The sequence below is a fragment of the Arthrobacter sp. AG367 genome (genome assembly GCF_007828995.1).
In the GTDB taxonomy this organism is placed as follows: domain Bacteria; phylum Actinomycetota; class Actinomycetes; order Actinomycetales; family Micrococcaceae; genus Arthrobacter.
The window spans coordinates 157,620-181,534 of the sequence record NZ_VIVE01000004.1 but is presented as its reverse complement, the minus strand read 5'-3'; the positions used below and the strand labels follow the sequence as shown (position 1 = coordinate 181,534).

The window sequence follows — 23,915 nt, the reverse complement described above, 5'->3', positions numbered from 1 at the left end:
GAAAGGCCTTCCCATGACCACCACCGCATCAGACATCACCTACCGCCTGGAGCAGAAGCGCAACGTCCAGGCCGACTTCCCGGGCCCCAAGTCCGTGGCACTGACCGAACGCCGCAAGTCCGTGGTGGCTGCCGGCGTCGCCTCCAGCGTCCCGGTCTACGTTGCAGACGCCGACGGCGGCATCATCCACGACGTCGACGGCAACTCCTTCATCGACCTCGGCTCGGGCATCGCCGTGACCAGCGTGGGAGCGTCCGATCCCGCCGTCGTCGGCGCCGTCAAGGAAGCGGTGGAGCACTTCACCCACACCTGCTTCATGGTCACCCCGTACGAAGGCTACGTGGCGGTCGCCGAGCAGCTGAACCGCCTCACCCCGGGCGACCACGAAAAGCGCACCGTCCTCTTCAACTCCGGCGCGGAAGCAGTGGAAAACGCCGTCAAGGTGGCCCGCCTGGCAACCGGCCGGGACGCCGTCGTCGCCTTTGACCACGCCTACCACGGCCGCACCAACCTGACCATGGCGCTGACCGCCAAGGCCATGCCGTACAAGACCAACTTCGGACCGTTCGCTCCCGAGGTCTACCGCATGCCCATGAGCTACCCGTACCGCGAGGAAAACCCCTCCATCACCGGTGCCGAGGCCGCCAAGCGTGCCATCACCATGATCGAGAAGCAGATCGGCGGCGACCAGGTGGCCGCGATCATCATCGAGCCCATCCAGGGCGAGGGCGGCTTTATCGTTCCCGCCGAGGGGTTCCTGCCCGCGCTGGCCGCCTGGGCCAAGGAAAAGGGCATCGTCTTCATCGCGGACGAGGTCCAGTCCGGCTTCTGCCGCACGGGCGAATGGTTCGCAGTGAACCACGAGGGCGTCGTCCCGGACATCATCACCATGGCCAAGGGCATCGCCGGCGGCATGCCGCTGTCCGCCATCACCGGCCGCGCCGACCTGCTGGACGCCGTCCACCCCGGCGGCCTGGGCGGCACCTATGGCGGCAACCCGGTGGCCTGCGCCGCGGCGCTGGCCTCCATCGGCTCCATGGAGGAGTACGACCTGAACGGCCGTGCCCGCCACATCGAGGAACTCGCGTTGGGCCGGCTCCGCGGCCTGCAGACTGAACTGGCCGGCTCCGGCACCGCCGTGATCGGCGACGTCCGCGGCCGCGGCGCCATGCTCGCCGTCGAACTTGTCCAGGCAGGGTCCAAGGAGCCGAACCCGGAACTGACCAAGGCTGTTGCCGCCGCCTGCCTCAAGGAAGGCGTCATCATCCTCACCTGCGGCACCTACGGCAACGTCATCCGCCTGCTGCCGCCGCTGGTCATCACCGACGAACTGCTGAACGACGGCCTGGATGTCCTCGCCGCCGCCATCAAGGCCAACGCCTAACCGGAACGACTCCCTCCGGCAACACAAAGAAGGTGGGCTCCCGGTTGGGAGCCCACCTTCTTTGTCATCGGACGCTTTCTAGGCGGCCTGGCGGAGCGCTGCCCGGCGGGCCACCGAGTTCCTGCGCGCCGTCCGCAGCATGTCCAGGGTCAGCAGGAGCAGTGCCAGCCACACCACCCCGAACCCCATCCAGCGCTCCACGGTCATGGCCTCCCGGAACACCAGCAGCGCTACCAGGAACTGCAGCACGGGGGCAAAGTACTGCAGCAGCCCGATGGTGGTCATGGGCAGCCGCCGCGCGGAGGCGCCGAAGAAGAGCAGCGGAACGGCGGTGATCACGCCGGACGCCAGCAGCAGCCAGAAGTGCCCGGGCCCCTGGGAAGTCAGCGTGGAGTTGCCGTTCGCGGCCAGGACCACCATGGCCACGGCGGCCAGCGGTGCCAGCACCATGGTCTCCACGCTGAGGCTGGTGATGGCGTCCACCCTCGACCCCACCCGGTTCTTGACGAAGCCATACAGGCCGAAGCTGAACGCCAGCGTCAGCGCAATCCACGGCAACTTCCCGTAGGAGTAGGTGAGGACGCCCACGGCCACGAAGCCCACGCCCACCGCGGCCCACTGGAGCGGACGCAGCTTTTCCTTCAGGACCAGCACGCCGAGGAGCACCGAGACCAGCGGGTTGATGAAGTAGCCCAGTGACGTTTCCACCGCCTGCCCGGTGGTCACGCCGTAGGTATAGGTCAGCCAGTTGATGGCGATCAGGAAAGCAGCCAGCGCCAGGGAACCAAATACGCGGCGGTCCTTCAGCGCGGCAGCCAGCGCACCCCACGCCCGGGTGACCGTGATCAGGAGGGCGCAGAACAGGAGCGACCACACCACGCGGTTGGCCACGATCTCGACGGCGCCGGCCGGCATCAGGATGAAGAAGTACAGCGGGAGCAGCCCCCACAAAACGTACGCGCCGATGCCGAACAGCATTCCCGCCGTCGAATCCCCGGCGACTGCCTTGGGACCCGCGGGCACCGCATCACCTGCCGTGGAGCGTGACGTGTGGGAGGTGGCTACGGGGGTTCCTTCTGGCATGGGCACGCTCTCCATAACAGCAGCCCGCGGGCAGGTATTCCGGGAGGCAGGCGGGAAAACCCGAAAATAGTCAGTAGGCTTTCTTTCATGACATGTGCCCGTACCCCGCAGTCGGCCCCATGAGGCTCCGGCGCAGCAACGCCTCGGGCCGCGGCTACCGCAGGGTGCCGGCAGGCAAAGGCTTCAGTTACCGGGACCTGGACGGCTCCACCCTGCCGCCCGGTCCCGTCCGTGACCGGCTGGAGAGCATCGGCATCCCGCCCGCGTGGACGGACGTCTGGATTGCCCCGTTTGAGAACGGCCACATCCAGGCCACCGGGGTGGACGCGGTGGGCCGTCGCCAGTACATCTACCACCCGGAGTGGCGTGAGCGTAAGGACCGGGTGAAGTTCGACCGGTCCCTCCAGCTGGCCGAATCGCTGCCCGCGGCACGCCGCATGGTCACCATGGACCTGCGCAGCGATGGCTTCACCCGCGAGCGGGTCCTGGCGGCCGCGTTCCGGATGCTGGACAGCGGATCCCTGCGCGTCGGATCCGAACGCTACACCAATGAAAACGGCAGCCGGGGCCTGGCTACCCTGCTGTGCGCCCACGTCCAGGTCCGCAAGGACCGCATCCTGCTGCGCTTCCCGGGCAAGAGCGGCAAGGACTGGGAATCGGAGATCCGCGACCCGGACCTCGCCGTCGTGCTGCGCCTCCTCAAGCGCCGCGGGCCCAACGCCCGGCTCCTGGCCTACAAGGAGGGCAGGATCTGGCGTCCGGTCACCAGCGCGGACATCAACGCCTACGTGAAGGAGCGGACCGGATCGGACTTCACCGCCAAGGATTTCCGCACCCTTCGCGGGACGGTGGCCGCGGCGGCAAGCCTTGCCCGGACCGGCCCCCAGCGCACGGCGGCCAAACGGAAACGGGCCATCAGCCGGGCCATGCACGAGGCCGCGGAGACGCTGGGCAACACACCCTCCATCGCCCGGAAGAGCTACGTGGACCCCCGCGTCCTGGACCACTTCCATGACGGAGAGACCATCGATCCAAAGCGCCTGGACTCGGCGGAGGCCGAACTCCGGGCACTCCTGTACCGCGAAGGCAAGGTGGTGGCCCTGGCCGCCAACTAGAATGGGGGACTGTGCGCTGCATGACGCGGCGCAGTCTCATGAAACGTGAGCAGGACCAGTTCAGAAGGGCTCCCGGTGTCCAACAAGAGCGAAACCGCCAACCGTCCCCTCCGCGTCGCGATCGTCGGCGCAGGACCGGCAGGAGTCTATGCTGCGGACATCCTCACCAAGTCCAGCGGGGTGAAGGACGGCGACTTCCAGGTCAGCATCGACCTTTTCGAGGCCTATCCCGCGCCCTACGGACTGATCCGTTACGGCGTGGCCCCGGACCACCCCCGCATCAAGGGCATCGTGAACGCCCTGCACAAGGTCCTGGACCGCGGGGACATCCGGTTCCTGGGCAACGTGACCTACGGCCGGGACCTTACCCTGCACGATTTCCGGGCCTTCTATGATGCCGTGATCTTTTCCACGGGCGCCGTGAAGGACGCGGACCTGGACATTCCCGGCATCAACCTCCAGGGTTCCTTCGGCGGCGCCGACTTCGTGTCCTGGTACGACGGGCACCCCGATGTTCCCCGGGAATGGCCGCTCGAGGCCAGGGAAATCGCCGTCATCGGCAACGGCAACGTGGCCCTGGATGTGGCCCGCATGCTGGTCAAGCACCCCGAGGAGCTGCTGAGCACCGAGATTCCGGACAACGTCTACCAGGGCCTGAAGTCCTCGCCCGTCACGGACGTCCACGTTTTCGGCCGCCGCGGACCGGCCCAGGTGAAATTCACCCCGCTGGAGCTGCGCGAGCTCAGCCATATGGACGACGTGGACATCGTCCTGTATCCGGAGGACTTTGAATTCGACGATGCCTCGGATGAGGCCATCCGCAGCAACAACCAGGTCAAGACCATGGTGAACACGCTCACCAATTGGCTGGTTGAGGAGCACGCGGAGTCGGAGAGCCCCTCCTCCCGCAGGCTGCACCTGCACTTCCTGCACAGCCCCGTGGAAGTGCTCGACGACGGCACGGGCAGGGTGGGCGGCATCAAGTTTGAGCGCATGCAGCTGGACGGGACCGGCAACGCCAAGGGCACCGGGGAGTACGTCGAATACAACGTCCAGGCTGTCTACCGGGCCATCGGCTATCACGGCTCCGCCCTGGACGAACTGGAGTACGACGCCAAGCGCGGCGTCATCCCCAATGAGGGCGGACGCGTCCTGGATGCCGACGGGAACCCCGTCCCGGGCATCTACACCACGGGCTGGATCAAGCGCGGACCCGTCGGGCTCATCGGCCACACCAAGGGCGATGCGCTGGAGACCATCGGCTTCCTGCTGGAGGACCGGCCGAACCTCCCCGCTGCACAAAACCCGGATCCCCAGGCCATCATCGACTTGCTCGAGGAACGCGGCATCGAATACACCACCTGGGAAGGGTGGAACAAGCTCGACGCCCATGAGGCTGGACTCGGGGCCGCTTGGACCGGACCCGAAGGCCTGGACCACGTGGTGCGCGAACGGATCAAAGTGGTGCCGCGCGAAGACATGATCCGCATCTCCCGCGGCTGACTCCGGCCGCACTCCACCAGCAGGTGGTTACTTAGGGAGGGCCATGAGCAGGAACGTCATTCAAACCACTTTTGACGGCTTCATGAAGGGTGCGGGATTCTCGAAGCACAGCGGATCCTGGTACCGCGACACCGATGACGTGATCACTGTGGCCGAATTGCAGAAATCGCAGTATGGACTGCAGTACTACGTGAACATTGCACTGTGGCTGCGCCCTCTGGGAGAGGCGAAAACCCCCAAGGAGCAGGCCTGCCACGTTCGCACCCGCCTCTCACTGCTTGTTGGAAGCGCGGACGGGCAGCTGGAGGCGCTGGCCGTGAAGGGGCCATCTGATGGGTCGGGCGGGCCCTGGTTGTAAACCTGGCCCTGTGACCTCTGGCCGCAGAGCCGTATTCAAGTTAGTCTAATTAACATGAATACGGTGCGAACCCGTGCCTACGACTCCCGGAAGCGTGCGGCCTCTGCCGCCGCAACCGGGCGCCGGATCCTGCAGGCAACGCTGGACCTCTTCATGGAGGGACCGCTCGCCGGCGTGACGCTGAACGCCGTTGCTGAACGGGCCGGGGTGACCGTCCAGACCGTCATCCGCCGCTTCGGCGACCGCCCGGGCCTGATCCACGCCACGGCGGAATTCGCGTCAGCGCAGGTTGCCGGCAAGCGCGGTGCCGCTCCTCCCGGCGACGTACCCGCCGCCGTCGACAATCTCCTGGAACACTACGAAACCACCGGCGCCCTGGCCCTGAAGATGCTGGCCGAGGAGGAAACGTCCCCTGTCCTCGCAGAGATCACCGAAGGCGGCCGGCAGCTCCACCGGCAGTGGTGCGAACGCGTCTTCGCGCCCTTCCTGGCAGATGACTTCCTGCCGGACGGGGTAGAGCGGAAGCGCCGCCTTGCCCAGTTCGTCGCCCTCTGCGACGTCTACACCTGGAAGCTGCTGCGCCTCGATGCCGGGCTCAGCCGCGACCACGTGGCCCACTGCCTGCTCGAAATGCTGGAACCCTTCATCCGGAGGCCCTGATGTCCACCGTCCTTGCCTACACCTCTCCCGCCATCGGCCACCTTTTCCCCATGGTCCCGCTGCTCCAGGAGCTGAAGGCCCGCGGCCATGGTGTCCACGTCCGTACCCTGCGCCGGCAGGTCCCGCTGCTCATGGAGGCGGGGTTCCATGCCGGACCGGTGGATGACCGGATACTTGCGGTCGAGGCCACTGACTACCGCGCCAACAACGCGAAGGCGGCCCTGGCTTCCAGCGTGGAGACCTTCACGGCCCGCGCCCGGTTCGACGCCCCGGACTTGCAGCAGGCCATTGATGACGTTCGCCCGGACCTGCTGCTCATCGACATCAACGCCTGGGGAGCCCGCATCCAGGCCGAATCCTCGGGGCTGCCGTGGGCCACCTTCAGCCCCTACACCCCGCCGCTCCAGTCGAAGGGAACGCCGCCGTTCGGACCCGGGCTTGCCCCCATGTCCGGCCCGCTGGGGAGGGCCCGTGATGCACTGGCCCGCCGCCTGGTGACCGGCGCCGTGGAAAAGCTGATGCTGCCGCACATCAACGCGCTGCGGACGGAGCTGTCCGCCGGCCAACTGCCACCCGTCAGCGGTGCGGACGAGATGTTCCGCACCGCGCCGCTGATGCTTGTGGCCACGTCGCAGCCGTTCGAGTATCCCCATCCGGACTGGGGGCCGGACGTGCGGATGATCGGCGCGCTCGGCTGGGAACCGCCCGCGGAGCCTCCCTCCTGGCTCGGGGATGGCCAGGACCCCGTGGTCCTGGTGACCACATCCTCCGAATACCAGGCCGACGAAGCCCTGGTAGGGGCGGCGCTGGCCGGCCTGGCCGCTGAACCCTTCACCGTGGTGGCCACCCTGCCGGCAGCGGACACCGGGTCCGCCGGGGCGCACCGGGCATCCGGCGCCGAAGCCTTTGCGTCCGTCCCGGCCAATGCCCGGCTGGAACACTTCGTGCCGCACGGTCCCGTCCTTGACCGCGCCGCCGTCGCCATCACGCACGGCGGCATGGGGGCGACGCAGAAGGCGCTCGCCAAAGGGGTGCCCGTGGTGGTGGTTCCGTTCGGCAGGGACCAGCACGAGGTGGCGGCGAGGGTGGTGGCCGCCGACGCCGGGGTGCGGCTGAGCCGGAAGCACCTCACCCCGGAAAGGCTCCGCGCCGCCGTCCACCAGGCCCGGACCAAGGCGCCGGGGGCGCGGCGGGTTGCGGAGGGCTACGCTGCCGCGGGTGGAGCAGTGGCAGGGGTGGATGCGCTGGAGGAACTGGTACGGCTAGACTAGCCGCGCCAGAAGCCTGCACTTTCCGGGAGTTCGATGACGAACCTGCTCCAGCCTGAACCGCGCCAGCGCGCCGCGCTGGCAGGTCACGAGCGCCTGGACGGTGCCATTCCAGAGATGCCGGGCCTGGGCGATGCCACGCCCGAAATCCCCGGCCTGCGCAAACTCATCAGGGAATCGTGGCTACGGTCCGCCGGCTTCAAAGCCAATCCTGACAATGCGGCCGCGCCGCTTGCCTTCGACTGGGACGAGCTGGAGGACTACCGCCGGCAGCACCCCCTTGCAGCGATCATGCCGGTCATCAACAAACTCCTGGTCCAGCCCAGCCATGACAGCGGCCTCCTGGTGGCCGTAGGCGATGAGGTGGGCAGGCTCCTGTGGGTGGACGGCGACCCCACGCTCCAGCGCCGCGCCGAAGGCATGATGTTCGTCCCCGGTGCCGACTGGTCCGAGGCCAGTGTTGGCACCAGTGCCCCGGGAACGGCCCTGGCCCTGGGCAAGGGGATCCAGATCGCCGGCGCCGAGCACTACCAGCGGGCCGTCCATCCCTGGAGCTGCACCGCCGTCCCCTTCCACGACCCCGATTCAGGCGCCGTGCTGGGCGTCGTGGACATCACCGGGACAGCCACCGCGGTGGCGCCGCATACGCTGTCGCTGGTGGAGGCCACCGTGGCGGCCGCGCAGGCGCAGCTGCGGGTGGAGCGCCTGCAGCGCGCGGCGGAGCTGGCCAGGAAGCCCGTACGACGGCGGTCCCCGGCGTCCGCCGGCAGGCAGGGCCAGGGTGCCAAGGAAGGCAGCCTCTACCGGAACAGCCTGCAGCTGCTGGGCCGCGACCAGGCGCTGCTCAGCCTGGGCGGCAGGACGGTTTCGCTGTCCGCCCGGCACAGCGAGATCCTGGCCCTGCTCAGCACCCACCCGGACGGGCTCACCGCGGAGGAACTCAGCTCTCTGCTGTATCCCGGGGACGGCCCTACCATGACGCTGCGCGCCGAGATGGTCCGCCTGCGCAAGGTCATCCAACAGCTTTCCCCGGACGCTGTTCCCGGCTCGCGCCCCTACCGGCTGCCTGTCGACCTGGTGCCGGACACCGGCCAGGTGCTTAGTTGCCTGCAGCGCGGTGCACACCGGATTGCCCTGGAGATTTACCGCGGCGGCGTGCTCCCGCGCTCCGAGGCGCCCGGCATCATCGAGCTGAGGAACAGGGTCTCGTCCCTGCTCCGGGAGGCCGTCCTCACGGATGGAAGTGCCGAGTCCCTGCTCAAGTACGCCGCGCTTCCCGAGGCAAGTGACGACGTCGGAATCCGCCGCGCCGCGCTCCGCCTCCTGCCGCCGCGCTCACCCAAGCGGGCCGCCGTCGTGGCCGACCTGGAACGGCTGGAAGCCGAACTGCGCGCCTGACAACGCCCCCCTGTGACACCGGCCACAGGCCTGCAACCTGGCTGCAACCTGCCAACTCCTACGCTGTCTCCAACGGCGAACGGCCCCTGGGGCCCGCCTTCTGCACAGCAAAGGAGCTAAGCACATGACCGTTTACGCACAGCCGGGAACCGACGGTTCGAAGGTCACCTTCAAGGATCGGTACGAAAACTGGATCGGCGGGGAATGGGTGGCCCCCGTGAAGGGGCAATACTTCGACAACATCACTCCGGTGACGGGCAAGGCGTTCTGCCAGGTGGCCCGCGGCACGGCCGAAGACATCGAACTGGCGCTGGACGCGGCGCACAAGGCGGCACCGTCCTGGGGCAAGACCTCAGCAGCGGAACGTGCCGCCATCCTGAACAGGATCGCCGACCGCATCGACGAAAACCTGGAAATGCTCGCCGTCGCCGAAACCTGGGACAACGGCAAGCCGGTCCGGGAGACCCTGAACGCGGACCTGCCGCTGGCGGCGGACCACTTCCGCTACTTCGCCTCAGCCGTCCGTGCCCAGGAAGGCAGCCTCTCCCAGCTGGACGAGAACACCACCGCATACCACTTCCACGAACCGCTCGGCGTGGTGGGCCAGATCATTCCCTGGAACTTCCCCATCCTCATGGCCGTCTGGAAGCTGGCACCCGCGCTCGCCGCCGGAAACACGGTGGTGCTCAAGCCCGCCGAACAGACGCCAAGCTCCATCCTGGTGCTGGTGGAACTCATCGGGGACCTGCTGCCCGCCGGCGTGCTGAACGTGGTCAACGGCTTCGGCGTGGAGGCCGGCAAGCCGCTGGCCTCCAGCTCCCGGATCCGGAAGATCGCGTTCACCGGCGAGACCACCACCGGCCGGCTGATCAGCCAGTACGCCAGCCAGAACCTCATCCCCGTCACCCTGGAACTGGGCGGCAAGAGCCCCAACATCTTCTTCAACGACGTTGCCCAGGAGAACGACGCGTTCTACGACAAGGCCCAGGAAGGTTTCGCGCTGTTCGCCTTCAACCAGGGCGAAGTCTGCACCTGCCCGTCCCGGGCGCTGGTCCAGGAGGACATCTACGACTCCTTCATGGCGGACGCCGTGGCCCGGGTGGAAAAGATGGTCCAGGGCAACCCGCTGGACACCGATACGCAGGTTGGTGCACAGGCCTCCAACGACCAGCTGGAGAAGATCCTGTCCTACATCGACATCGGAAAGCAGGAAGGCGCCAAGGTGCTCACCGGCGGCGCCCGCGCCGAACTCCCGGGGGACCTCGCCGGCGGCTTCTACGTCCAGCCCACCGTGTTCGAGGGCCACAACCGGATGCGGATCTTCCAGGAGGAGATCTTCGGCCCCGTGGTGGCGGTGACCCGGTTCAGTGACTACAACGACGCCATGGGCATCGCCAACGACACCCTGTACGGCCTGGGCGCCGGCGTCTGGTCCCGCAACGGCAATGTGGCCTACCGCGCCGGCCGGGAAATCCAGGCCGGCCGTGTCTGGGTCAACAACTACCACGCCTACCCGGCGGGTGCCGCCTTCGGTGGCTACAAGTCCTCGGGCATCGGCCGTGAAAACCACGCCATGATGCTGGACCACTACCAGCAGACCAAGAACCTGCTGGTCAGCTACGACGAAAACAAGCTGGGCTTCTTCTAGGCCAGCACTACCCCCCGCCACAACGACGCAAGGATTTCGCCAATGACGACGACAATGCAAGCAGCAGTAGTAACCAAATTCGGTGCCGACCTGTCCGTCCAGGACGTCGCCATGCCGGTACCCGGGCCCGGCCAGGCACTGGTCAAGGTCTTGACCACCGGCGTATGCCACACCGACCTCCACGCAGCAGAAGGGGACTGGCCAGTCAAACCCGCCCCGCCGTTCGTTCCCGGCCACGAGGGCGTGGGGGAGGTGGTGGCACTGGGTGAAGGCGTCACCGACCTCCGCATCGGAGACGTGGTGGGCAACGCCTGGCTGTGGTCCGCCTGCGGCGACTGCCAGTACTGCCGCACCGGCTGGGAGACCCTCTGCGAGGCCCAGCAGAACGGCGGCTACACGGTGGACGGGTCCTTCGGGGAGTACATGCTCGTGGATTCACGCTTCGCGGCGCGCATACCGGCGGGATCCGACCCCGTCGAGGTGGCGCCGGTGCTCTGTGCCGGCGTCACCGTCTACAAGGGCCTGAAGATGACCGAAACCCGGCCGGGGCAGTGGGCCACCATCTCCGGCATCGGAGGGCTGGGGCACATCGCCGTCCAGTACGCCGTCGCCATGGGCCTGCGGGTGGCCGCCGTGGACGTCGCCGACGACAAGTTGGCCCTGGCCAGGGCCCACGGAGCGGAAGTGACCGTCAACGCGCTGCATGAAGATCCGGTAGAGGTGATCCAGCGTGAAACAGGAGGGTGCCATGGGGTGCTGGTTACGGCGGTGCATCCGTCAGCGTTCGGACAGGCCATTGGCATGGCCCGCAGGGGCGGCACCATCGTGTTCAATGGACTGCCTCCGGGGGACTTTCCGGCGCCGATCTTCGACATCGTGCTCAAGGGGCTGACGGTCCGCGGTTCCATCGTCGGAACCCGGCAGGACCTTGAGGAAGCGCTGGATTTCTACGCCAGGGGAAAGATCCGCCCCACAGTGTCCGTCCGGGAGCTCTCCGAGGTCAACGCCGTCTTCGATGAGATGAAGCACGCCAAGATCGACGGCCGCGTGGTGCTGAGGTTCTGATGCCGGACCACGGGATGGATGCCGCCGTGACGCTGCCCGGGGAAGACTTTTCCCGGGTGGCGCTCACGCCGGCGGCCGTGGACCTGCTGCGGATGCTCTGGGACCGGCACGGACCGCTCATGTTCCACCAGTCCGGAGGCTGCTGCGACGGGTCCTCACCCATGTGTTACCCGGCAGGGGACTTCATCACGGGGGACTCGGACGTCCTGCTGGGGCTGTTCGACCTGTCCGACGGCCTGCAGCCACTTCCGCTGGAGTTCTGGATGTCCCGGGAACAGTTCAATTACTGGAGCCACACCCACCTGACCGTGGACGTTGTACCGGGCCGGGGGAGCGGCTTTTCGGTGGAAGCGCCGGAGGGCAAACGCTTCCTGATCCGGTCAACGCTGATGGACTGGCCTGCCTAGCAAGTTCGACGCTTTACGCGTCGGGGCTCTCCATTAGGAGGGCCCCGAGTGCGTTGGCGGAAGAATATTCGGCGCAGAGGCCGTCTCACTATTCGGGACGATTGGGGCCGTCCAGTGGATGGACACTATCGTTGATAGGTCTGTTTCCATCACAAACCAGGATTGTGACCCCCCTTATGAATCTTCTGCGGACAAAATCCATCGAGCAGTCGATTGCCGACGCCGATGAGCCAGGGCGCAAACTCAAGCGTTCCCTCAGCACCTGGGACCTCATGATCATGGGCGTCGCCGTTGCTGTGGGCGCCGGTATCTTCTCGGTGGGCGCCAAGGCCGCTGCCAACTTCGCGGGCCCCGCCGTCACCGTCTCCTTCGCCATCGCCGCCGTCACGTGCGCGCTGGCCATCATGTGCTACGCCGAGTTCGCCACCGCCATCCCCGTGGCCGGATCGGCCTACGTCTTCACCTACGCCACCATGGGCGAACTCCTTGCCTGGATCATCGGCTGGAACCTTATCCTCGAGCTGTTCACGGCCGCCGCCGTCATCGCCAAGTACTGGGGCATCTACCTCAGCAAGGTGTTTGCCCTCACGGGCCTCGACATCCCGCCGGCCCTCTCGCTGGGCGGCGTGGACCTCTACTGGGGCGCCTTCCTGATCGTGGCCATCTTCACCGTGCTGCTGGTGCTGGGCACCAAGCTGTCCGCCCGCGTGGGCAACATCTTCACCCTGATCAAGATCGGCGTGGTGCTGTTCGTGATCGTGGTGGGCTTCACCTACGTGAAGCTGGAGAACTACAGCCCGTTCGTTCCCGCCGCCCAGCCCACGGCAGGCACCGGCGCCGCGGACGTCCTGAAGCAGTCCTTCTTCGGCTTCCTGACCGGTGCCGCGCCCGCCCAGTACGGCACCATGGGCATCTTCGCCGGGGCCGCACTGGTGTTCTTCGCCTTCATCGGATTCGACGTGGTGGCAACCTCCGCCGAGGAAGTCAAGAACCCGCAGAAGACGCTGCCCCGCGGCATCTTTGGCGGCCTGGCCCTGGTGACGCTGCTCTACATCCTCGTGTCCCTGGCCCTGACCGGCATGGTGTCCTACACCCAGTTGGCCGAGGCCAAGAGCCCCACCCTCACCACTGCCTTCGAGGCCGTGGGCGACACGTCCGCCGCCAAGGTCATCGCTTTCGGTTCCCTGGTGGGCCTGACCACCGTGATCATGGTGCTCCTCATGGGCCTGTCCCGCGTGGTGCTGGCCATGAGCCGCGACGGACTGCTGCCCCGGTCGCTGTCCAAGACCAGCGACAAGCGTTCCACCCCGGCGCGCCTCCAGATCATCTGCGGCGCCGCGGTTGCCCTGGTGGCAGGCCTGACCAACGTGGACCTGCTCGAGGAAATGATCAACATCGGCACGCTGTCCGCGTTCGTGGTGGTCAGCCTGGGCATCCTGGTGCTCCGCAGGAAGCGCCCGGACCTGAAGCCCGCCTTCCGCGTCCCGTTCGGCAAGGTACTGCCGGTTGTCTCCGCGGTGCTGTGCCTGTACCTGATGACCAACCTCGCCGTGGAGACCTGGATCTTCTTTGCCGTCTGGCTGGTCATTGGCCTGGCTATCTACTTCGCGTACGGACAGCGGCACTCCCGGCTCAACGAGCGCTTCGCCGAGGCCAACGCCAGCGTCAACGGCGCCGCGGGTTCCGCTGCAGCCCCCGCCGCCGAACGGGACGACGAGGATGAGCTGAGCCGCACCTGACAGCCCGCGACCACTCCTCCTGAACTGCCCGCCCGGCCTGTGCCGGGCGGGCAGCCGCATTTCCGGCAGCCGCGTTTCAGGGCGCCGCGTACCGGCCCACCCATTCCACGAGCGGCCGGAGCTGCCGCCACCGTTCCGCGATCCGCTCCTTCGCGGCGGGTGTGGAGACCCACTCCGGCCGGCCCACCTCGACTCCCGCGGAGAGCGATTTGTGCTTGAGCAGTTCGGCGCGGGGATGGTCTTTGTCGAATCCCCGCGGGACGGTTTTCAGCGTCTCGCCCTCGATGGCAAAACCGGCGCCGGCCACGGCATCAACAATGTCCTGCAGGGCGGCGCCGCTGGCGGAAGCGTCGGCGGCCGCGCGGAACCGTGCCAGCTGGGCGGGAGTGTGGGAGTGGTAGCCCCCACCGATCAACAGCCCGTCAGCATTGATTTGGAGATAGAAACCCACGCCTTCCTGGCGCGCAGCGAATGCTCCCTGGGCAGTTTTGTAGGGCGACTTGTCCAGTGAGAAGCGGACGTCGCGGTTGGGGCGGAAAAGCTTGGCCGGTCCGAACTCGGGTTCCAGCTCGGAGAGCAGGAGGGTGAGTGGTGCCTTGACTGATTCCTCGTACGTTGCCTTGTGTGCCAGCCACCAGTCGCGGTTGTTGTTGTCCTCCAGCTGTGCGTAGAAGCGGAAAGCTTCGACGGGGATGCCTGCGAAAGTGTTCATCTACGGAGCGTAGGGCTGCCGCCCGCAACCAGCCAGGTCTACGCCGCCGTATGTGCAAAAGCGGCCCGACTGCAGAACACCCCGCCACGGAGGCCCGTGACGGGGTGTTCTTTCGGTTCAGCCGGCAGGAAGCCTGGTCAGCCGATCTTGTTGGCGGACTCTGCATCCGAGGCCGGAGCGGAGGGGGCATCCCCTGCGCCGAGGTTGGCGCGCAGCTTGGCGCCGAGTTCGGCATCAACGTTGGTCCAGTACTGGATGGCGCGTTCCTTGATGCCCGGGCTCTGGACGCCGCCCACGGCACCGGTGATGGTCTCCAGGAAGCGGGCCTTTGCTGCCTCGTCGTAGACCTCGCGGTACAGCGCGCCGGCCTGGACGAAGTCGCTGTCCTCGGCGTGGAGGGAGTGCGCGGCAAGGGTCAGCTCGCCGTCGTTCTCCCAGCCGCCGGCCGGGTTCTGCGGCTCAACGGCAGCCGGGCCGCCCACGGAGTTGGGTGCGTAGACCGGAACGGAGGGGGCGTTGAACAGGTAACGTCCGGCACCGTCCTGGCTGTAGTTGTTGACCTGGTTCTTGGGCTGGTTCACCGGGATCTGCGCGTGGTTGGTGCCCACGCGGTAGCGGTGTGCGTCCGCGTAGGAGAAGATGCGGGCCTGCAGCATCTTGTCCGGCGAGGCGGCGATGCCCGGCACGAAGTTCGACGGCGCGAAGGTGGCCTGCTCGATCTGCGCGAAGTAGTTCTCCGGGTTCCGGTTCAGCTCCATGGTGCCCACCTTGATCAGCGGGTAGTCGCCGTGCGGCCACACCTTGGTCAGGTCGAACGGGTTGAAGCGGTAGGTCTTGGCATCCTCGTACGGCATGACCTGCACGTGCAGGTCCCAGGACGGGAAGTTGCCCGCGGCGATGTTCTCGGACAGGTCGCGGATGTAGAAGTCCGCGTCAGAGCCGGCCAGCTGTTCGGCCTGCTCGGAGCTCATGGAGTTCACGCCCTGGTTGGACTTGAAGTGGTACTTGACCCAGAAGCGCTCACCGGCTTCGTTAATCCACTGGTAGGTGTGCGAGCCGTAGCCCTGCATTTCGCGCCAGGAGGCCGGCAGGCCGCGGTCACCCATGAGCCAGGTGACCTGGTGGGCGGACTCGGGGGACAGGGTCCAGAAGTCCCACTGCATGTCGGCGTCGCGGAGGTGCGTGCCCGGCAGGCGCTTCTGGGAGTGGATGAAGTCCGGGAATTTGATGCCGTCGCGGATGAAGAAGACGGGGGTGTTGTTGCCCACGAGGTCGTAGTTGCCCTCGGTGGTGTAGAACTTCACGGCGAAACCGCGGGGGTCGCGCCAGGTGTCCGGGGAGCCGTTCTCGCCCGCGACGGAGGAGAAGCGGATCAGCATCTCGGTCTCGACGCCGGGCTGCAGGAACGCGGCCTTGGTGTACTTGGAGATGTCTTCGGTGGTCTTGAACGTGCCGAATGCGCCGCCGCCCTTGGCGTGCACTACGCGCTCCGGAACCCGCTCGCGGTTGAACTGCGCGAGCTTTTCAACGAGGTAGTGGTCGGTCAGGATGATGGCACCATCGGCACCAACTGACTTCGAGTGAGCGTCGGATGTAACCGGCGCGCCTGACTGGGTTGTGGAAACGGCAGTCATTGTTCTCCTATTTCTCTTTTTCTTGCGAGGGACTGTGGGGAGGAAGTTGCTGGGCCTGCTGGCATTCCTGGCAGATGCCCTGGTACATGACGTCCGCGATCTGGATGGTCATGGGCTTGGCGTCCGGGTTCCAGTGCGGCGTGAGGCAGGGGGCGTGGCCGACGGCGCAGTCCACGTCCTCCACCCGGCCGCAGCTGATGCAGATGGCGTGGTGGTGGTTGTCGCCCACGCGCGTCTCATACAGGGCAGGGGAGTGCGGCGGCTCGAAGCGGCGCAGCATGTGCAGGTCCGTCAGGTCGCCGAGGACTACATAGACGGACTGGGCCGTCAGTTCGGGCAGCTCGGCCCGGGCGGCGGCAAGGATGCTTTCGGCAGGCGAGTGGGGGTGGCGTTCGACGGCGGCAAGGACGGCCAGCCGCTGCTTGGTCACCCTGCGGCCGTGGGCGCGCAGGGCTGCAGCCCACGCTTCCTGGCCGTCAAAGTGCTCCATCATGGCTCCATTGAAACACTTATTTTTAGCAACTCACAATAAGGCGTGGCTTACCTTCCCGTGTCGCCCGCTAGTGTTACGGGGGTGGGGAAACTGCTTGCCGATGTCACACCGCTCAGGGAAAGCCCGGCATTCCGCCGGTTGTGGCTCGGATCGGCGGTGTCCGCCGTCGGCAGCCAGCTCACCCTGGTGGCAGTGAGCCTCGAGGTGTACCGCCTGACGCAGGACAGCTTCTACGTGGGCCTGCTGGGCATCTTCGCGCTGGTTCCCCTCGTGATCGGTGGCCTGATGGGCGGCTCCATCGCCGACGCCCACGACCGCAGGCGGATTGCCCTGCTGGCCACCACCGTGCTCTGGCTGACCACCGGCCTGATCGCACTGCAGGCCTGGGTGCAGCTCGGCAACGTGTGGGTGCTGTACCTGCTGGTGGCACTGCAAAGCGGGGCCCAGGCCATCAACCAGCCGGCACGCAGCGCCATCATCCCCACGCTCATCCGCAAGGAACTCCTGCCGGCCGCCAACGCGCTGAGCATGCTGACCCTGGGCCTTGCCATGACCGCGGGGCCGCTGCTGGCCGGCCTCCTGGTGGCGTGGCTCGGGTTCGGCTGGACCTACACCATCGACTTCGTGAGCTTTGCCTTCGTCCTATGGGCTGTCTACCGGCTGCCACCCATGCCGCCCACCGGTGGACACAGCAAGGCGGGGATCCGCTCCGTCATCGAGGGGTTCCGGTTCCTTGGTACGCGGCCCAACCTCCGCATGACCTTCATCATCGACCTCATCGCCATGGTCCTTGCCCAGCCGCGGGCGCTGCTGCCCGCCGTCGCGGCCCTCATGATCGGCGGCGGCGAGGCAACCGTGGGCATCCTGCTGGCCTGCACCGCCGTCGGGGCCTTCCTGGCCGGCTTGTTCTCCGGTCCGCTGGGCAGCGTGCGCCGCCAGGGGGCCGCCGTCGTCGTTTCGGTGATGGGCTGGGGCGCGTCCATCGGGGCGTTCGGCCTGGTGGTGCTGCTGGCCGGTCCCACGCCGGACGGGGCAGTGACCCTGTGGCTCCTGCCCGCCGCCGTCTGCTGTGCCCTTGCAGGCATTGCCGACTCCATCAGCAGCGTCTACCGCAACACCATCCTGCAGGCCGCGGCCCCTGACCACCTCCGCGGCCGGCTGCAGGGCGTGTTCATCGTGGTGGTGGCCGGCGGCCCTCGAATCGGGGACCTGCTGGCGGGTGGCGCGACTAAGATTTTGAATGAGGGCTGGGTCCTGCTGCTCGGCGGTGCGCTGTGTATTGCGGGGGCCTTGCTGGCGGCGAAACTGCAGCCGGGCTTCCGGACGTACGATGCGCGGAACCCGGTTCCCTAGCCGGCCGTTCCTTTTAACGAGGAGGAAACGTGCACAACCATCACAACGGACTGAAGACCGCGGCACTCTTCGGGGTGCTGTGGGCGGTGCTGCTGGGCCTTGGTGGGCTCATCGGCGTGGGGACACGCAGCTCGGCCCCCATCTGGATCATGGCCCTGATCGGCGTCGGCACCACCTTCTACGGGTACTGGAACAGCGACAAGATTGCCATCCGGGCCATGCAGGCCATCCCGGTCTCCGAAGCCCAGGCGCCGCAGCTCTACCAGATTGTCCGCGAGCTTTCGATGCGCGCCAACCAGCCCATGCCGCGCATCTATGTGTCGCCCACCATGAACCCCAACGCGTTCGCCACCGGACGCAATCCGCAAAATGCCGCGGTCTGCTGCACCGAGGGCATCCTCCAGCTCCTGGACGCCCGTGAACTCCGCGGCGTCCTGGGACACGAACTGATGCACGTCTACAACCGGGACATCCTCACCTCATCCGTGGCTGCCGCCGTCGCGGGCGTCATCACGTCCGTGGGGCAGATGCTGCTGTTCTTTGGCGGCGGTGACCGGCGCAACGCCAACCCCCTGGCCATGATCGCCATGGCACTGCTGGCGCCGTTCGCGGCGTCGCTGATCCAGATGGCCATCTCCCGCACCAGGGAGTACGACGCCGACGAGGACGGTTCGCAGCTCACGGGCGATCCGCTGGCGCTCGCCTCGGCACTGGCCAAGATCGAACGCGGCGTCACCATCGCGCCCCTGCCGCAGGACCAGCGGCTGGTCAACGCCTCCCACCTCATGATCGCCAACCCCTTCCGCGGCGGCGCCATGAACAAGCTGTTCGCCACCCACCCGCCCATGCGGGACCGGATCGCCCGGCTGGAGCGGATGGCCGGCCGGCAGCCGTAGCCGGTTGCCCGCCGTCGGACCTGTATGCCGACGCTCTGCCTTCAGCAGCGACCCGCGCCTTCGCCGGCGACGCGCACCTTCATTTTCGCTGCGCAGATTCCTTGGCGCCCCTGGTATTTCGGGTGCGCCAAGGAACCTGCGCAGCGGTTAGCCTTTGGCGCGTCGGGAACGACGGCGGGGCGGGGCCGGCATGGGCGGTCCCGCTACGCGAAGAGGCCTTCGCCGATGAAGCCGCCGGGCTTCACCCCGCCCGGCACCGCGAAAAGTCCGGAGCCCGTGTGCTTCAGGTACTCCACCGCCAGGGTGTCGCCCTTGGCCATCGCCATCTGCATGGGGACATAGTGGGTCCGTGGATCGGTGACGAACGCAATGAAGAACAGCCCGGCGTCCAGGTGCCCCAGGCCGTCGGAACCGTCGGTGTAGTTGTAGCCCCGGCGCAGCATCCGCACCCCGCTGTTCTGGCTGGGATGTGCCATCCGCATGTGGGAATCGAGGGGGATCAGGGGTTTTCCGCCCTTGCCCGGCCGTGCGAAATCGGGCTCGGTGAACTCCCCGCCGCCGGACAGGGGCGCACCCGTTCCCTTGGTCCGGCCGATCAGGCCTTCCTGTTCACCCAGGGACGTGCGGTCCCAGATCTCGATGTGCATGCGGATCCGGCGGGCCACCAGGTAGCTGCCGCCTGCCATCCAGGCATCCTGGGGCCGGGCGGCCGCTGCCCACACATGCTGGTCCAGCAGTTGCTGGTCCTCCACCTTCAGGTTGTTGGTGCCGTCCTTGAACCCGAAGAGGTTCCGCGGGGTCTGCTGCGTGCGGGACGTGGACGAGGTCCGGCCGAAGCCCAGCTGGGACCACCTGACCCGCACCTTGCCGAAGCCGAGCCGCGCCAGGTTCCGGATGGCGTGCACCGCCACCTGGGGGTCGTCCGCGCAGGCCTGCACCACCAGGTCGCCGCCGCTGCGGGCGGGGTCCAGGTCCTCGCCGGGGAAGTGCGGCAGGTCGGCCAGGGCCTCGGGCCGGCGTCCTTCCAGTCCGAAGCGGGCCACGCCGTCCTTTTCGAACAGGCCGGCGCCGAAGCCGAAGGTCAGGGTCAGCTTTCCCGCGTTGAGGTCCAGCGCCTCGCCGGTGTCCTCCGGAGGGGCGCCATAGGGTCCGTCCACGGCGCCGGTTGCGCCCGCCGGGCGGCCCTCGGTCAGTGCTTCCGCAGCCCGCGTCCAGTCCTTGAGCAGCTGGACCAGTTCCTCACGCTTCGTCGTGGTGACGTCGAACGCGGCCATGTGCAGGCGGTCCTGGGCGGGGGTGGTGATGCCGGCCTGGTGGTGGCCGTGGAAGGGGACCACCGGGCTGTCGGCGGCCGGCGGCGCGGCAGAGGCGGCCACGGCGTCGTGCCCCAGGAAGCCTGCGGCGAGCCCCGCTGCCGCACCGCCCAGTCCGGCGATGCCAAACAGGCCGCGCCTGCTCAGGCGGGCTCCCGCCGTCGGCTGTTCCCGGTCCCCGCCATCCTGCGGCGCCCCAGGTGAAGCGGCAGGTTCATCCGGCGCGGAGGCCTCCGGCGGCCGGCCGCCAAAGGGGCAGCCGGTCACAGGACCACCGCCGCCGTCAGCCGGGACAGCGGTTCGCCGAGCGCGTCAACCAGTGACGCCAGCCGCTGGACCTGCTCAGGGGCCAGCTTGTCGTAGGAGGCGAAGCCGGTGCCCCGGGCGTGCGTGGCCAGCTCCGCCTGCAGTGCGGCGAATTTCTCATCCAGGGAGGAGGCCAGGGCAGCGTCCTTCTGAAGCAATGCGGGCTTCAGGCTTTCGAAGGCGATGCGGGCGCCGTCGACGTTCGCCTGGAAGTCCCAAAGATCCGTGTGCGACCAGATCTCCTCCTCCCCGGTCACCTTTCCGGTGGCAACCTCGTCCAGCAGTTCCTTGGCGCCGTTGCCCAGCATGTCCGCGGAAATCTCCAGGGTGCGGGTGCGCTCCACCAGGTCCTTGGTGTCGGCCACCATCCGGTCTGCGATCGAGGACCGTTCCGCTGCCGTCAACGCCGTGTAGTCCGCCGGCGGGAACAGGTCCTTCTCGGCACGGTGCCAGCCGGTCCACTCCTGGCCCGGTTCGAGATCGGCTTCACGGGCATCAAGTTGCGGGTCCAGGTCCCCAAAGGACTCGGCCACGGGCTCGATCCGTTCCCAGTGCTGGCGCGTTGCGGCGTACAGGGAGCGCGCCTCCTCCGCGTTGCCGGCCGCGAAGGCGGCGGCGAACTGCTGGGTGCCGGTGAGCAGTTGCTCGCTCTGGTCCTTGACGTAGGAGGCGTACTGCCCGGTGGCGGTGTCCAGGAGGTGCTGGAAGTCCGTGTCGGCCGACGGCTGGTTTCCGGACTGGGTGACTTCCAGGGCGCCCCTGATCCCGTCGCCTTCCATGCCCGGCTTGCAGGCTGTCGTGTAGGTGCCTGCCGGGGCGGTGACCACCAGGTTGCGGGTCAGGCCGGGGCCGATGTTCTCCACCTCGCCCAGGATGCGCAGCCCGTCCGCTGCCAGCAGGTAGAACTCGGTGACCTCCGTGCCCTCGTTCTTCACGGAGAAGCTGAGGTTTCCGCTGGGCACGCTGCCGGCCGAGACCTTGCACTCGGTATTTGAGCTGACAACCTCGATGGCGCCACCCGAGGTGTCCGCTGCCTTGGTGTTGTCCGTGCAGCCGGTGAGGAGCAGCGGGACGGCCACGACGGCGGCAGCAAGGGCGGCGGGCTTGTTTCGGAAGACGTACCGGGGTGTTTTGGGCAGGGTGAAGCCGGGCATTGGGTTGTCCTTTGGGTGCGGGTGCGGAGGTCTTTGGGAGTCAGGCAGGCCGTCAGGCAGCGGCCGGGGCTTTGGCGGTGTGGTTGTTGCCGGCCATGGTCCTGCCTGGCGGCACCGACGTGAAGTGGGTGCGCTGGTAGAGGAACAGCACGGGCAGTACGTACACAAGCCACGCCGCGGCTTCCAGCCAGGTGGTAGCCGGGGAGAAGTTCAGGGTGCCCTTGAGCAGGGTGCCGTACCAGGACGACGGCGGTACCGCGGCGCTGATATCGAACGCCAGGGAGTGCAGGCCCGGAAGGAGCCGGGCCTCCTGGAGATCATGGATGCCGTAGGACAGCACGCCGCCGGCGATGACGATCAGGGCGGCGCCGGTCCAGGTGAAAAAGCGGGAGAGATTGACCTTCAGGACGCCGCGGTGCAGCAGGTAGCCCAGGCCGGCCGCGGTTGCCAGGCCAAGCAGGGCGCCCAGCAGTGGCTGGGTGGTCTCACCGGTGGCCTTGGCCGCCGCCCACAGGAAGAGGGCCGTTTCCAGGCCTTCCCGTCCCACGGCGATGGCTGCCACCACGGCCAGGCCCCAACCGGCCCCGCCTGCGGACCGGTCAACGCGCGACTTCAGGTCGCTGCCGAGTGTCCGCGCGGTGCGGGCCATCCAGAAGACCATCCAGGTGACCAGGCCGACGGCGAGGATGGACAGGCTGCCGCCAATCGCCTCCTGCGCCTCAAACGTGAGGCCCTTGGGGCCGAAGGTCAGGAGGGCCCCGAATCCGACGGAGACAGCCATGGCCGCCGCAACGCCTGTCCACAGCCGGGGGATGAGGCGGCGGCGGTTTGTCTTGGCCAGGTAGGCCATGAGGAGGACCACCACCAGGGTGGCTTCGAGTCCTTCGCGCAGGCCGATCAGGTAGTTGGCAGTCATGGAGGTTCTTTCGCTCAGGTAAGCCTTACTTAGGCAGGCCTAAGGATGAGATTACCCGGCGCCGGCAATTACGCAAACTAAACGTGCTGTAATTTCGCGTTCGTTACGCATGACGGGGCCGCAGCGGAATCGGCGACCGGCTCCGCCGCCCGCGACACGCCAAGCCGCCCGCGACACGCAAAGCCGTCCGCGATACGCAAAAAGGCCGGCGCCCCCCGTATATCGGGTGCGCCGGCCGTTAGGCGTAGCGGAGGAAATTATCCGCGTCGAAGTCGACGGCGGGGAGGGCTAGCTGCGGAAGTTCACAAACTGCAGGTCGGCTTCCTCGAAGTCCTTCAACAGCGCCATGGTGGCCTGCAGGTCATCGCGGGACTTGGAGGAGACCCGCAGTTCGTCGCCCTGGATCTGGGACTTCACCGATTTGGGCGCCTCGTCCCGGATCAGCTTGTTGATCTTCTTGGCCAGGTCCTGCGCAATGCCTTCCTTGATGGAGGCTTCCAGGCGGAACTCCTTGCCGGATGCGTAGGGCTCGCCGGTATCCAGCGACTTCAGTGAGATTCCGCGGCGGATCAGCTTGGACTGCAGTACGTCCAGGACCGCCAGGACGCGTTCCTCGGAGTTGGCCTTCATGAGGATCTTCTCGCCGCTGAAGTCCACCTCGGCCCCGACGCCCTTGAAGTCGTAGCGCTGGGCGAGTTCCTTCTGGGCCTGGTTGAGCGCGTTGGCCACTTCCTGCTTGTCCACTTTGCTTACGACGTCGAACGTTGACTCGCCTGCCATGACTCTCCTTTGTTGATGGGGCGCCCCGTGCGGAACAGGGCCAGGATCACTGGAATCCAGCCTAGTACGGATGCCCGGACCGGTGGGGGCCGCGGATTCACAGTTCCCTCTCAGCGGACGCACCGGGGGAACGAAGGCGCGCTGGCGAGAGTTGGAGCAGTTGTACTGAAGTTCGAGAGGAACACCATGCACCGCAAGGCCGCCCGTTATGTCACCCGGACCACATCAGCAGCAGCGGGGGCGGTGGCCACGGCGGCGACCTCGGTGGCGGCGGCAGCGCTGGCAGCCTCCATCATCTTCAGCCCGGTGGCCGACGCCTCCTCCCGCATGGACGGGGTACGGGCGGACCTTCAGCGGGCCGTGCAGCTGAACCAGATCACCGAGGAGCAGGCCCTGAGCTTCGAGGCCAAGCTGGCCGGACGCATCCTGGGCCAGGAGGCATAAAACAGCGGTTTTCCGGCGCTGTTTCGCGGCTTTTGGGACTGCCCGGGGCTCGATTCGATTCTTCGGCGGAAGTTCTGTAAAGTTGTCTTGCCCGCGGTTACTGAAGCGGAACGGACGGAAACGGACGCTCCGAACACTGCATCAGCGGGTACTTCTTTTGAAGTTCGGCAGATTACCCGAGCGGCCAAAGGGGGCTGACTGTAAATCAGCTGGCAACGCCTACGGGGGTTCGAATCCCTCATCTGCCACCCAAGGAAAGCCTCCGGAACCACCAGGTTCCGGGGGC

At 67.2% G+C, this 23,915-nt stretch carries 22 protein-coding genes and 1 tRNA gene; 15 read left to right on the top strand and 8 right to left on the bottom strand.

Features of this window, described 5'->3' with window-relative positions; all coding sequences use genetic code 11:
* Positions 1-13: 13 nt before the first annotated feature.
* The gene (gene gabT, locus FB478_RS13245; RefSeq protein ID WP_018769023.1) at positions 14-1,384 is read left to right on the top strand and encodes a 4-aminobutyrate--2-oxoglutarate transaminase; all 1,371 of its coding nucleotides are present in this window, start codon (positions 14-16) and stop codon (positions 1,382-1,384) included.
* A 78-nt stretch (positions 1,385-1,462) separates the two neighbouring features.
* On the opposite strand, the gene rarD is transcribed toward gabT, so the two are convergent.
* Positions 1,463-2,467, bottom strand: a complete 1,005-nt coding sequence (rarD, locus tag FB478_RS13240; protein WP_144600821.1) for an EamA family transporter RarD — start codon at positions 2,465-2,467, stop codon at positions 1,463-1,465.
* 119 nt (positions 2,468-2,586) lie between these two features.
* Between rarD and FB478_RS13235 the strand changes: the two genes are divergently transcribed.
* The 10 genes from FB478_RS13235 to FB478_RS13190 all read left to right on the top strand — a co-directional run bounded on the left by FB478_RS13235 (position 2,587) and on the right by FB478_RS13190 (position 13,628).
* Entirely contained in the window at positions 2,587-3,582 is a 996-nt protein-coding gene (locus tag FB478_RS13235; RefSeq protein ID WP_056393027.1) for a DNA topoisomerase IB, read from the top strand.
* Positions 3,583-3,657: 75 nt separating this feature from the next.
* The gene (locus tag FB478_RS13230) at positions 3,658-5,085 is read left to right on the top strand and encodes an FAD-dependent oxidoreductase (RefSeq protein WP_056393029.1); all 1,428 of its coding nucleotides are present in this window, start codon (positions 3,658-3,660) and stop codon (positions 5,083-5,085) included.
* Between the two features lie 43 nt (positions 5,086-5,128).
* Entirely contained in the window at positions 5,129-5,443 is a 315-nt protein-coding gene (locus tag FB478_RS13225) for a DUF4304 domain-containing protein (protein WP_056393031.1), read from the top strand.
* Between the two features lie 54 nt (positions 5,444-5,497).
* Positions 5,498-6,103, top strand: a complete 606-nt coding sequence (locus tag FB478_RS13220; RefSeq protein ID WP_056393033.1) for a TetR/AcrR family transcriptional regulator — start codon at positions 5,498-5,500, stop codon at positions 6,101-6,103.
* Positions 6,103-7,374 (top strand): glycosyltransferase, encoded by a 1,272-nt coding sequence (locus FB478_RS13215; RefSeq protein WP_056393035.1) that lies wholly within the window; start codon positions 6,103-6,105, stop codon positions 7,372-7,374. The genes FB478_RS13220 and FB478_RS13215 overlap by 1 nt, the downstream gene beginning before the upstream one ends.
* A gap of 33 nt (positions 7,375-7,407) precedes the next feature.
* Entirely contained in the window at positions 7,408-8,769 is a 1,362-nt protein-coding gene (locus FB478_RS13210) for a helix-turn-helix domain-containing protein (RefSeq protein WP_056393038.1), read from the top strand.
* Between the two features lie 124 nt (positions 8,770-8,893).
* Positions 8,894-10,417, top strand: a complete 1,524-nt coding sequence (locus tag FB478_RS13205; RefSeq protein ID WP_056393041.1) for an aldehyde dehydrogenase family protein — start codon at positions 8,894-8,896, stop codon at positions 10,415-10,417.
* Positions 10,418-10,459: 42 nt separating this feature from the next.
* Positions 10,460-11,482: an alcohol dehydrogenase AdhP gene (gene adhP / locus FB478_RS13200; protein ID WP_186447799.1), complete on the top strand. Its 1,023-nt coding sequence runs from the start codon at positions 10,460-10,462 to the stop codon at positions 11,480-11,482.
* Positions 11,482-11,889, top strand: coding sequence for a DUF779 domain-containing protein (locus FB478_RS13195; RefSeq protein WP_026265729.1), 408 nt, complete (start codon positions 11,482-11,484; stop codon positions 11,887-11,889). Before adhP ends, FB478_RS13195 begins: the two co-directional genes overlap by 1 nt.
* A 176-nt stretch (positions 11,890-12,065) precedes the next feature.
* Entirely contained in the window at positions 12,066-13,628 is a 1,563-nt protein-coding gene (locus tag FB478_RS13190; RefSeq protein ID WP_018769034.1) for an amino acid permease, read from the top strand.
* Positions 13,629-13,704: 76 nt separating this feature from the next.
* Here the strand turns inward: FB478_RS13190 and FB478_RS13185 are convergent, their stop codons facing one another.
* The 3 genes from FB478_RS13185 to FB478_RS13175 all read right to left on the bottom strand — a co-directional run bounded on the left by FB478_RS13185 (position 13,705) and on the right by FB478_RS13175 (position 16,467).
* Positions 13,705-14,340: a DUF2461 domain-containing protein gene (locus tag FB478_RS13185; protein ID WP_018769035.1), complete on the bottom strand. Its 636-nt coding sequence runs from the start codon at positions 14,338-14,340 to the stop codon at positions 13,705-13,707.
* 137 nt (positions 14,341-14,477) lie between these two features.
* Positions 14,478-15,974: a catalase gene (locus FB478_RS13180; protein ID WP_018769036.1), complete on the bottom strand. Its 1,497-nt coding sequence runs from the start codon at positions 15,972-15,974 to the stop codon at positions 14,478-14,480.
* Positions 15,975-15,981: 7 nt separating this feature from the next.
* Entirely contained in the window at positions 15,982-16,467 is a 486-nt protein-coding gene (locus FB478_RS13175) for a Fur family transcriptional regulator (protein ID WP_018769037.1), read from the bottom strand.
* A gap of 81 nt (positions 16,468-16,548) precedes the next feature.
* Here FB478_RS13175 and FB478_RS13170 point away from each other — a divergent pair, with 81 nt between their 5' ends.
* A complete protein-coding gene (locus tag FB478_RS13170; protein WP_144600819.1) occupies positions 16,549-17,820 on the top strand; it encodes an MFS transporter in 1,272 nt (423 codons plus the stop codon).
* A 29-nt stretch (positions 17,821-17,849) separates the two neighbouring features.
* A complete protein-coding gene (gene htpX, locus FB478_RS13165) occupies positions 17,850-18,716 on the top strand; it encodes a zinc metalloprotease HtpX (protein ID WP_056393047.1) in 867 nt (288 codons plus the stop codon).
* A 203-nt stretch (positions 18,717-18,919) separates the two neighbouring features.
* Here the strand turns inward: htpX and efeB are convergent, their stop codons facing one another.
* The 4 genes from efeB to FB478_RS13145 all read right to left on the bottom strand — a co-directional run bounded on the left by efeB (position 18,920) and on the right by FB478_RS13145 (position 23,185).
* Entirely contained in the window at positions 18,920-20,296 is a 1,377-nt protein-coding gene (gene efeB, locus FB478_RS13160) for an iron uptake transporter deferrochelatase/peroxidase subunit (RefSeq protein WP_144600817.1), read from the bottom strand.
* The gene (gene efeO, locus FB478_RS13155) at positions 20,293-21,489 is read right to left on the bottom strand and encodes an iron uptake system protein EfeO (protein ID WP_144600815.1); all 1,197 of its coding nucleotides are present in this window, start codon (positions 21,487-21,489) and stop codon (positions 20,293-20,295) included. The genes efeB and efeO overlap by 4 nt, the downstream gene beginning before the upstream one ends.
* A 52-nt stretch (positions 21,490-21,541) precedes the next feature.
* Positions 21,542-22,405 carry an iron uptake transporter permease EfeU gene (efeU, locus tag FB478_RS13150; RefSeq protein WP_144600813.1) on the bottom strand — a complete coding sequence of 288 codons (864 nt, stop codon included), beginning with the start codon at positions 22,403-22,405 and terminating at the stop codon, positions 21,542-21,544.
* 288 nt (positions 22,406-22,693) lie between these two features.
* Positions 22,694-23,185 carry a YajQ family cyclic di-GMP-binding protein gene (locus FB478_RS13145; protein WP_018769043.1) on the bottom strand — a complete coding sequence of 164 codons (492 nt, stop codon included), beginning with the start codon at positions 23,183-23,185 and terminating at the stop codon, positions 22,694-22,696.
* A gap of 186 nt (positions 23,186-23,371) precedes the next feature.
* On the opposite strand from FB478_RS13145, the gene FB478_RS13140 reads away from it, so the two are divergent.
* Together FB478_RS13140 and FB478_RS13135 are read left to right on the top strand one after the other, a co-directional pair.
* Entirely contained in the window at positions 23,372-23,629 is a 258-nt protein-coding gene (locus tag FB478_RS13140; RefSeq protein ID WP_018769044.1) for a hypothetical protein, read from the top strand.
* A gap of 166 nt (positions 23,630-23,795) precedes the next feature.
* Positions 23,796-23,877, top strand: a tRNA-Tyr gene (locus tag FB478_RS13135).
* Positions 23,878-23,915 lie beyond the last annotated feature (38 nt).

What these genes read in the sequence shown, in the direction of transcription:
- gabT (WP_018769023.1), top strand. Translation starts at nt 14, where the DNA reads ATGACCACCACCGCATCAGACATCACCTACCGCCTGGAGCAGAAGCGC.
- rarD (WP_144600821.1), bottom strand. Translation starts at nt 2,467, where the DNA reads ATGCCAGAAGGAACCCCCGTAGCCACCTCCCACACGTCACGCTCCACG.
- FB478_RS13235 (WP_056393027.1), top strand. Translation starts at nt 2,587, where the DNA reads ATGAGGCTCCGGCGCAGCAACGCCTCGGGCCGCGGCTACCGCAGGGTG.
- FB478_RS13225 (WP_056393031.1), top strand. Translation starts at nt 5,129, where the DNA reads ATGAGCAGGAACGTCATTCAAACCACTTTTGACGGCTTCATGAAGGGT.
- FB478_RS13220 (WP_056393033.1), top strand. Translation starts at nt 5,498, where the DNA reads ATGAATACGGTGCGAACCCGTGCCTACGACTCCCGGAAGCGTGCGGCC.
- FB478_RS13215 (WP_056393035.1), top strand. Translation starts at nt 6,103, where the DNA reads ATGTCCACCGTCCTTGCCTACACCTCTCCCGCCATCGGCCACCTTTTC.
- FB478_RS13210 (WP_056393038.1), top strand. Translation starts at nt 7,408, where the DNA reads ATGACGAACCTGCTCCAGCCTGAACCGCGCCAGCGCGCCGCGCTGGCA.
- FB478_RS13205 (WP_056393041.1), top strand. Translation starts at nt 8,894, where the DNA reads ATGACCGTTTACGCACAGCCGGGAACCGACGGTTCGAAGGTCACCTTC.
- adhP (WP_186447799.1), top strand. Translation starts at nt 10,460, where the DNA reads ATGACGACGACAATGCAAGCAGCAGTAGTAACCAAATTCGGTGCCGAC.
- FB478_RS13195 (WP_026265729.1), top strand. Translation starts at nt 11,482, where the DNA reads ATGCCGGACCACGGGATGGATGCCGCCGTGACGCTGCCCGGGGAAGAC.
- FB478_RS13190 (WP_018769034.1), top strand. Translation starts at nt 12,066, where the DNA reads ATGAATCTTCTGCGGACAAAATCCATCGAGCAGTCGATTGCCGACGCC.
- FB478_RS13185 (WP_018769035.1), bottom strand. Translation starts at nt 14,340, where the DNA reads ATGAACACTTTCGCAGGCATCCCCGTCGAAGCTTTCCGCTTCTACGCA.
- FB478_RS13180 (WP_018769036.1), bottom strand. Translation starts at nt 15,974, where the DNA reads ATGACTGCCGTTTCCACAACCCAGTCAGGCGCGCCGGTTACATCCGAC.
- FB478_RS13175 (WP_018769037.1), bottom strand. Translation starts at nt 16,467, where the DNA reads ATGATGGAGCACTTTGACGGCCAGGAAGCGTGGGCTGCAGCCCTGCGC.
- efeO (WP_144600815.1), bottom strand. Translation starts at nt 21,489, where the DNA reads ATGCCCGGCTTCACCCTGCCCAAAACACCCCGGTACGTCTTCCGAAAC.
- efeU (WP_144600813.1), bottom strand. Translation starts at nt 22,405, where the DNA reads ATGACTGCCAACTACCTGATCGGCCTGCGCGAAGGACTCGAAGCCACC.
- FB478_RS13145 (WP_018769043.1), bottom strand. Translation starts at nt 23,185, where the DNA reads ATGGCAGGCGAGTCAACGTTCGACGTCGTAAGCAAAGTGGACAAGCAG.
- FB478_RS13140 (WP_018769044.1), top strand. Translation starts at nt 23,372, where the DNA reads ATGCACCGCAAGGCCGCCCGTTATGTCACCCGGACCACATCAGCAGCA.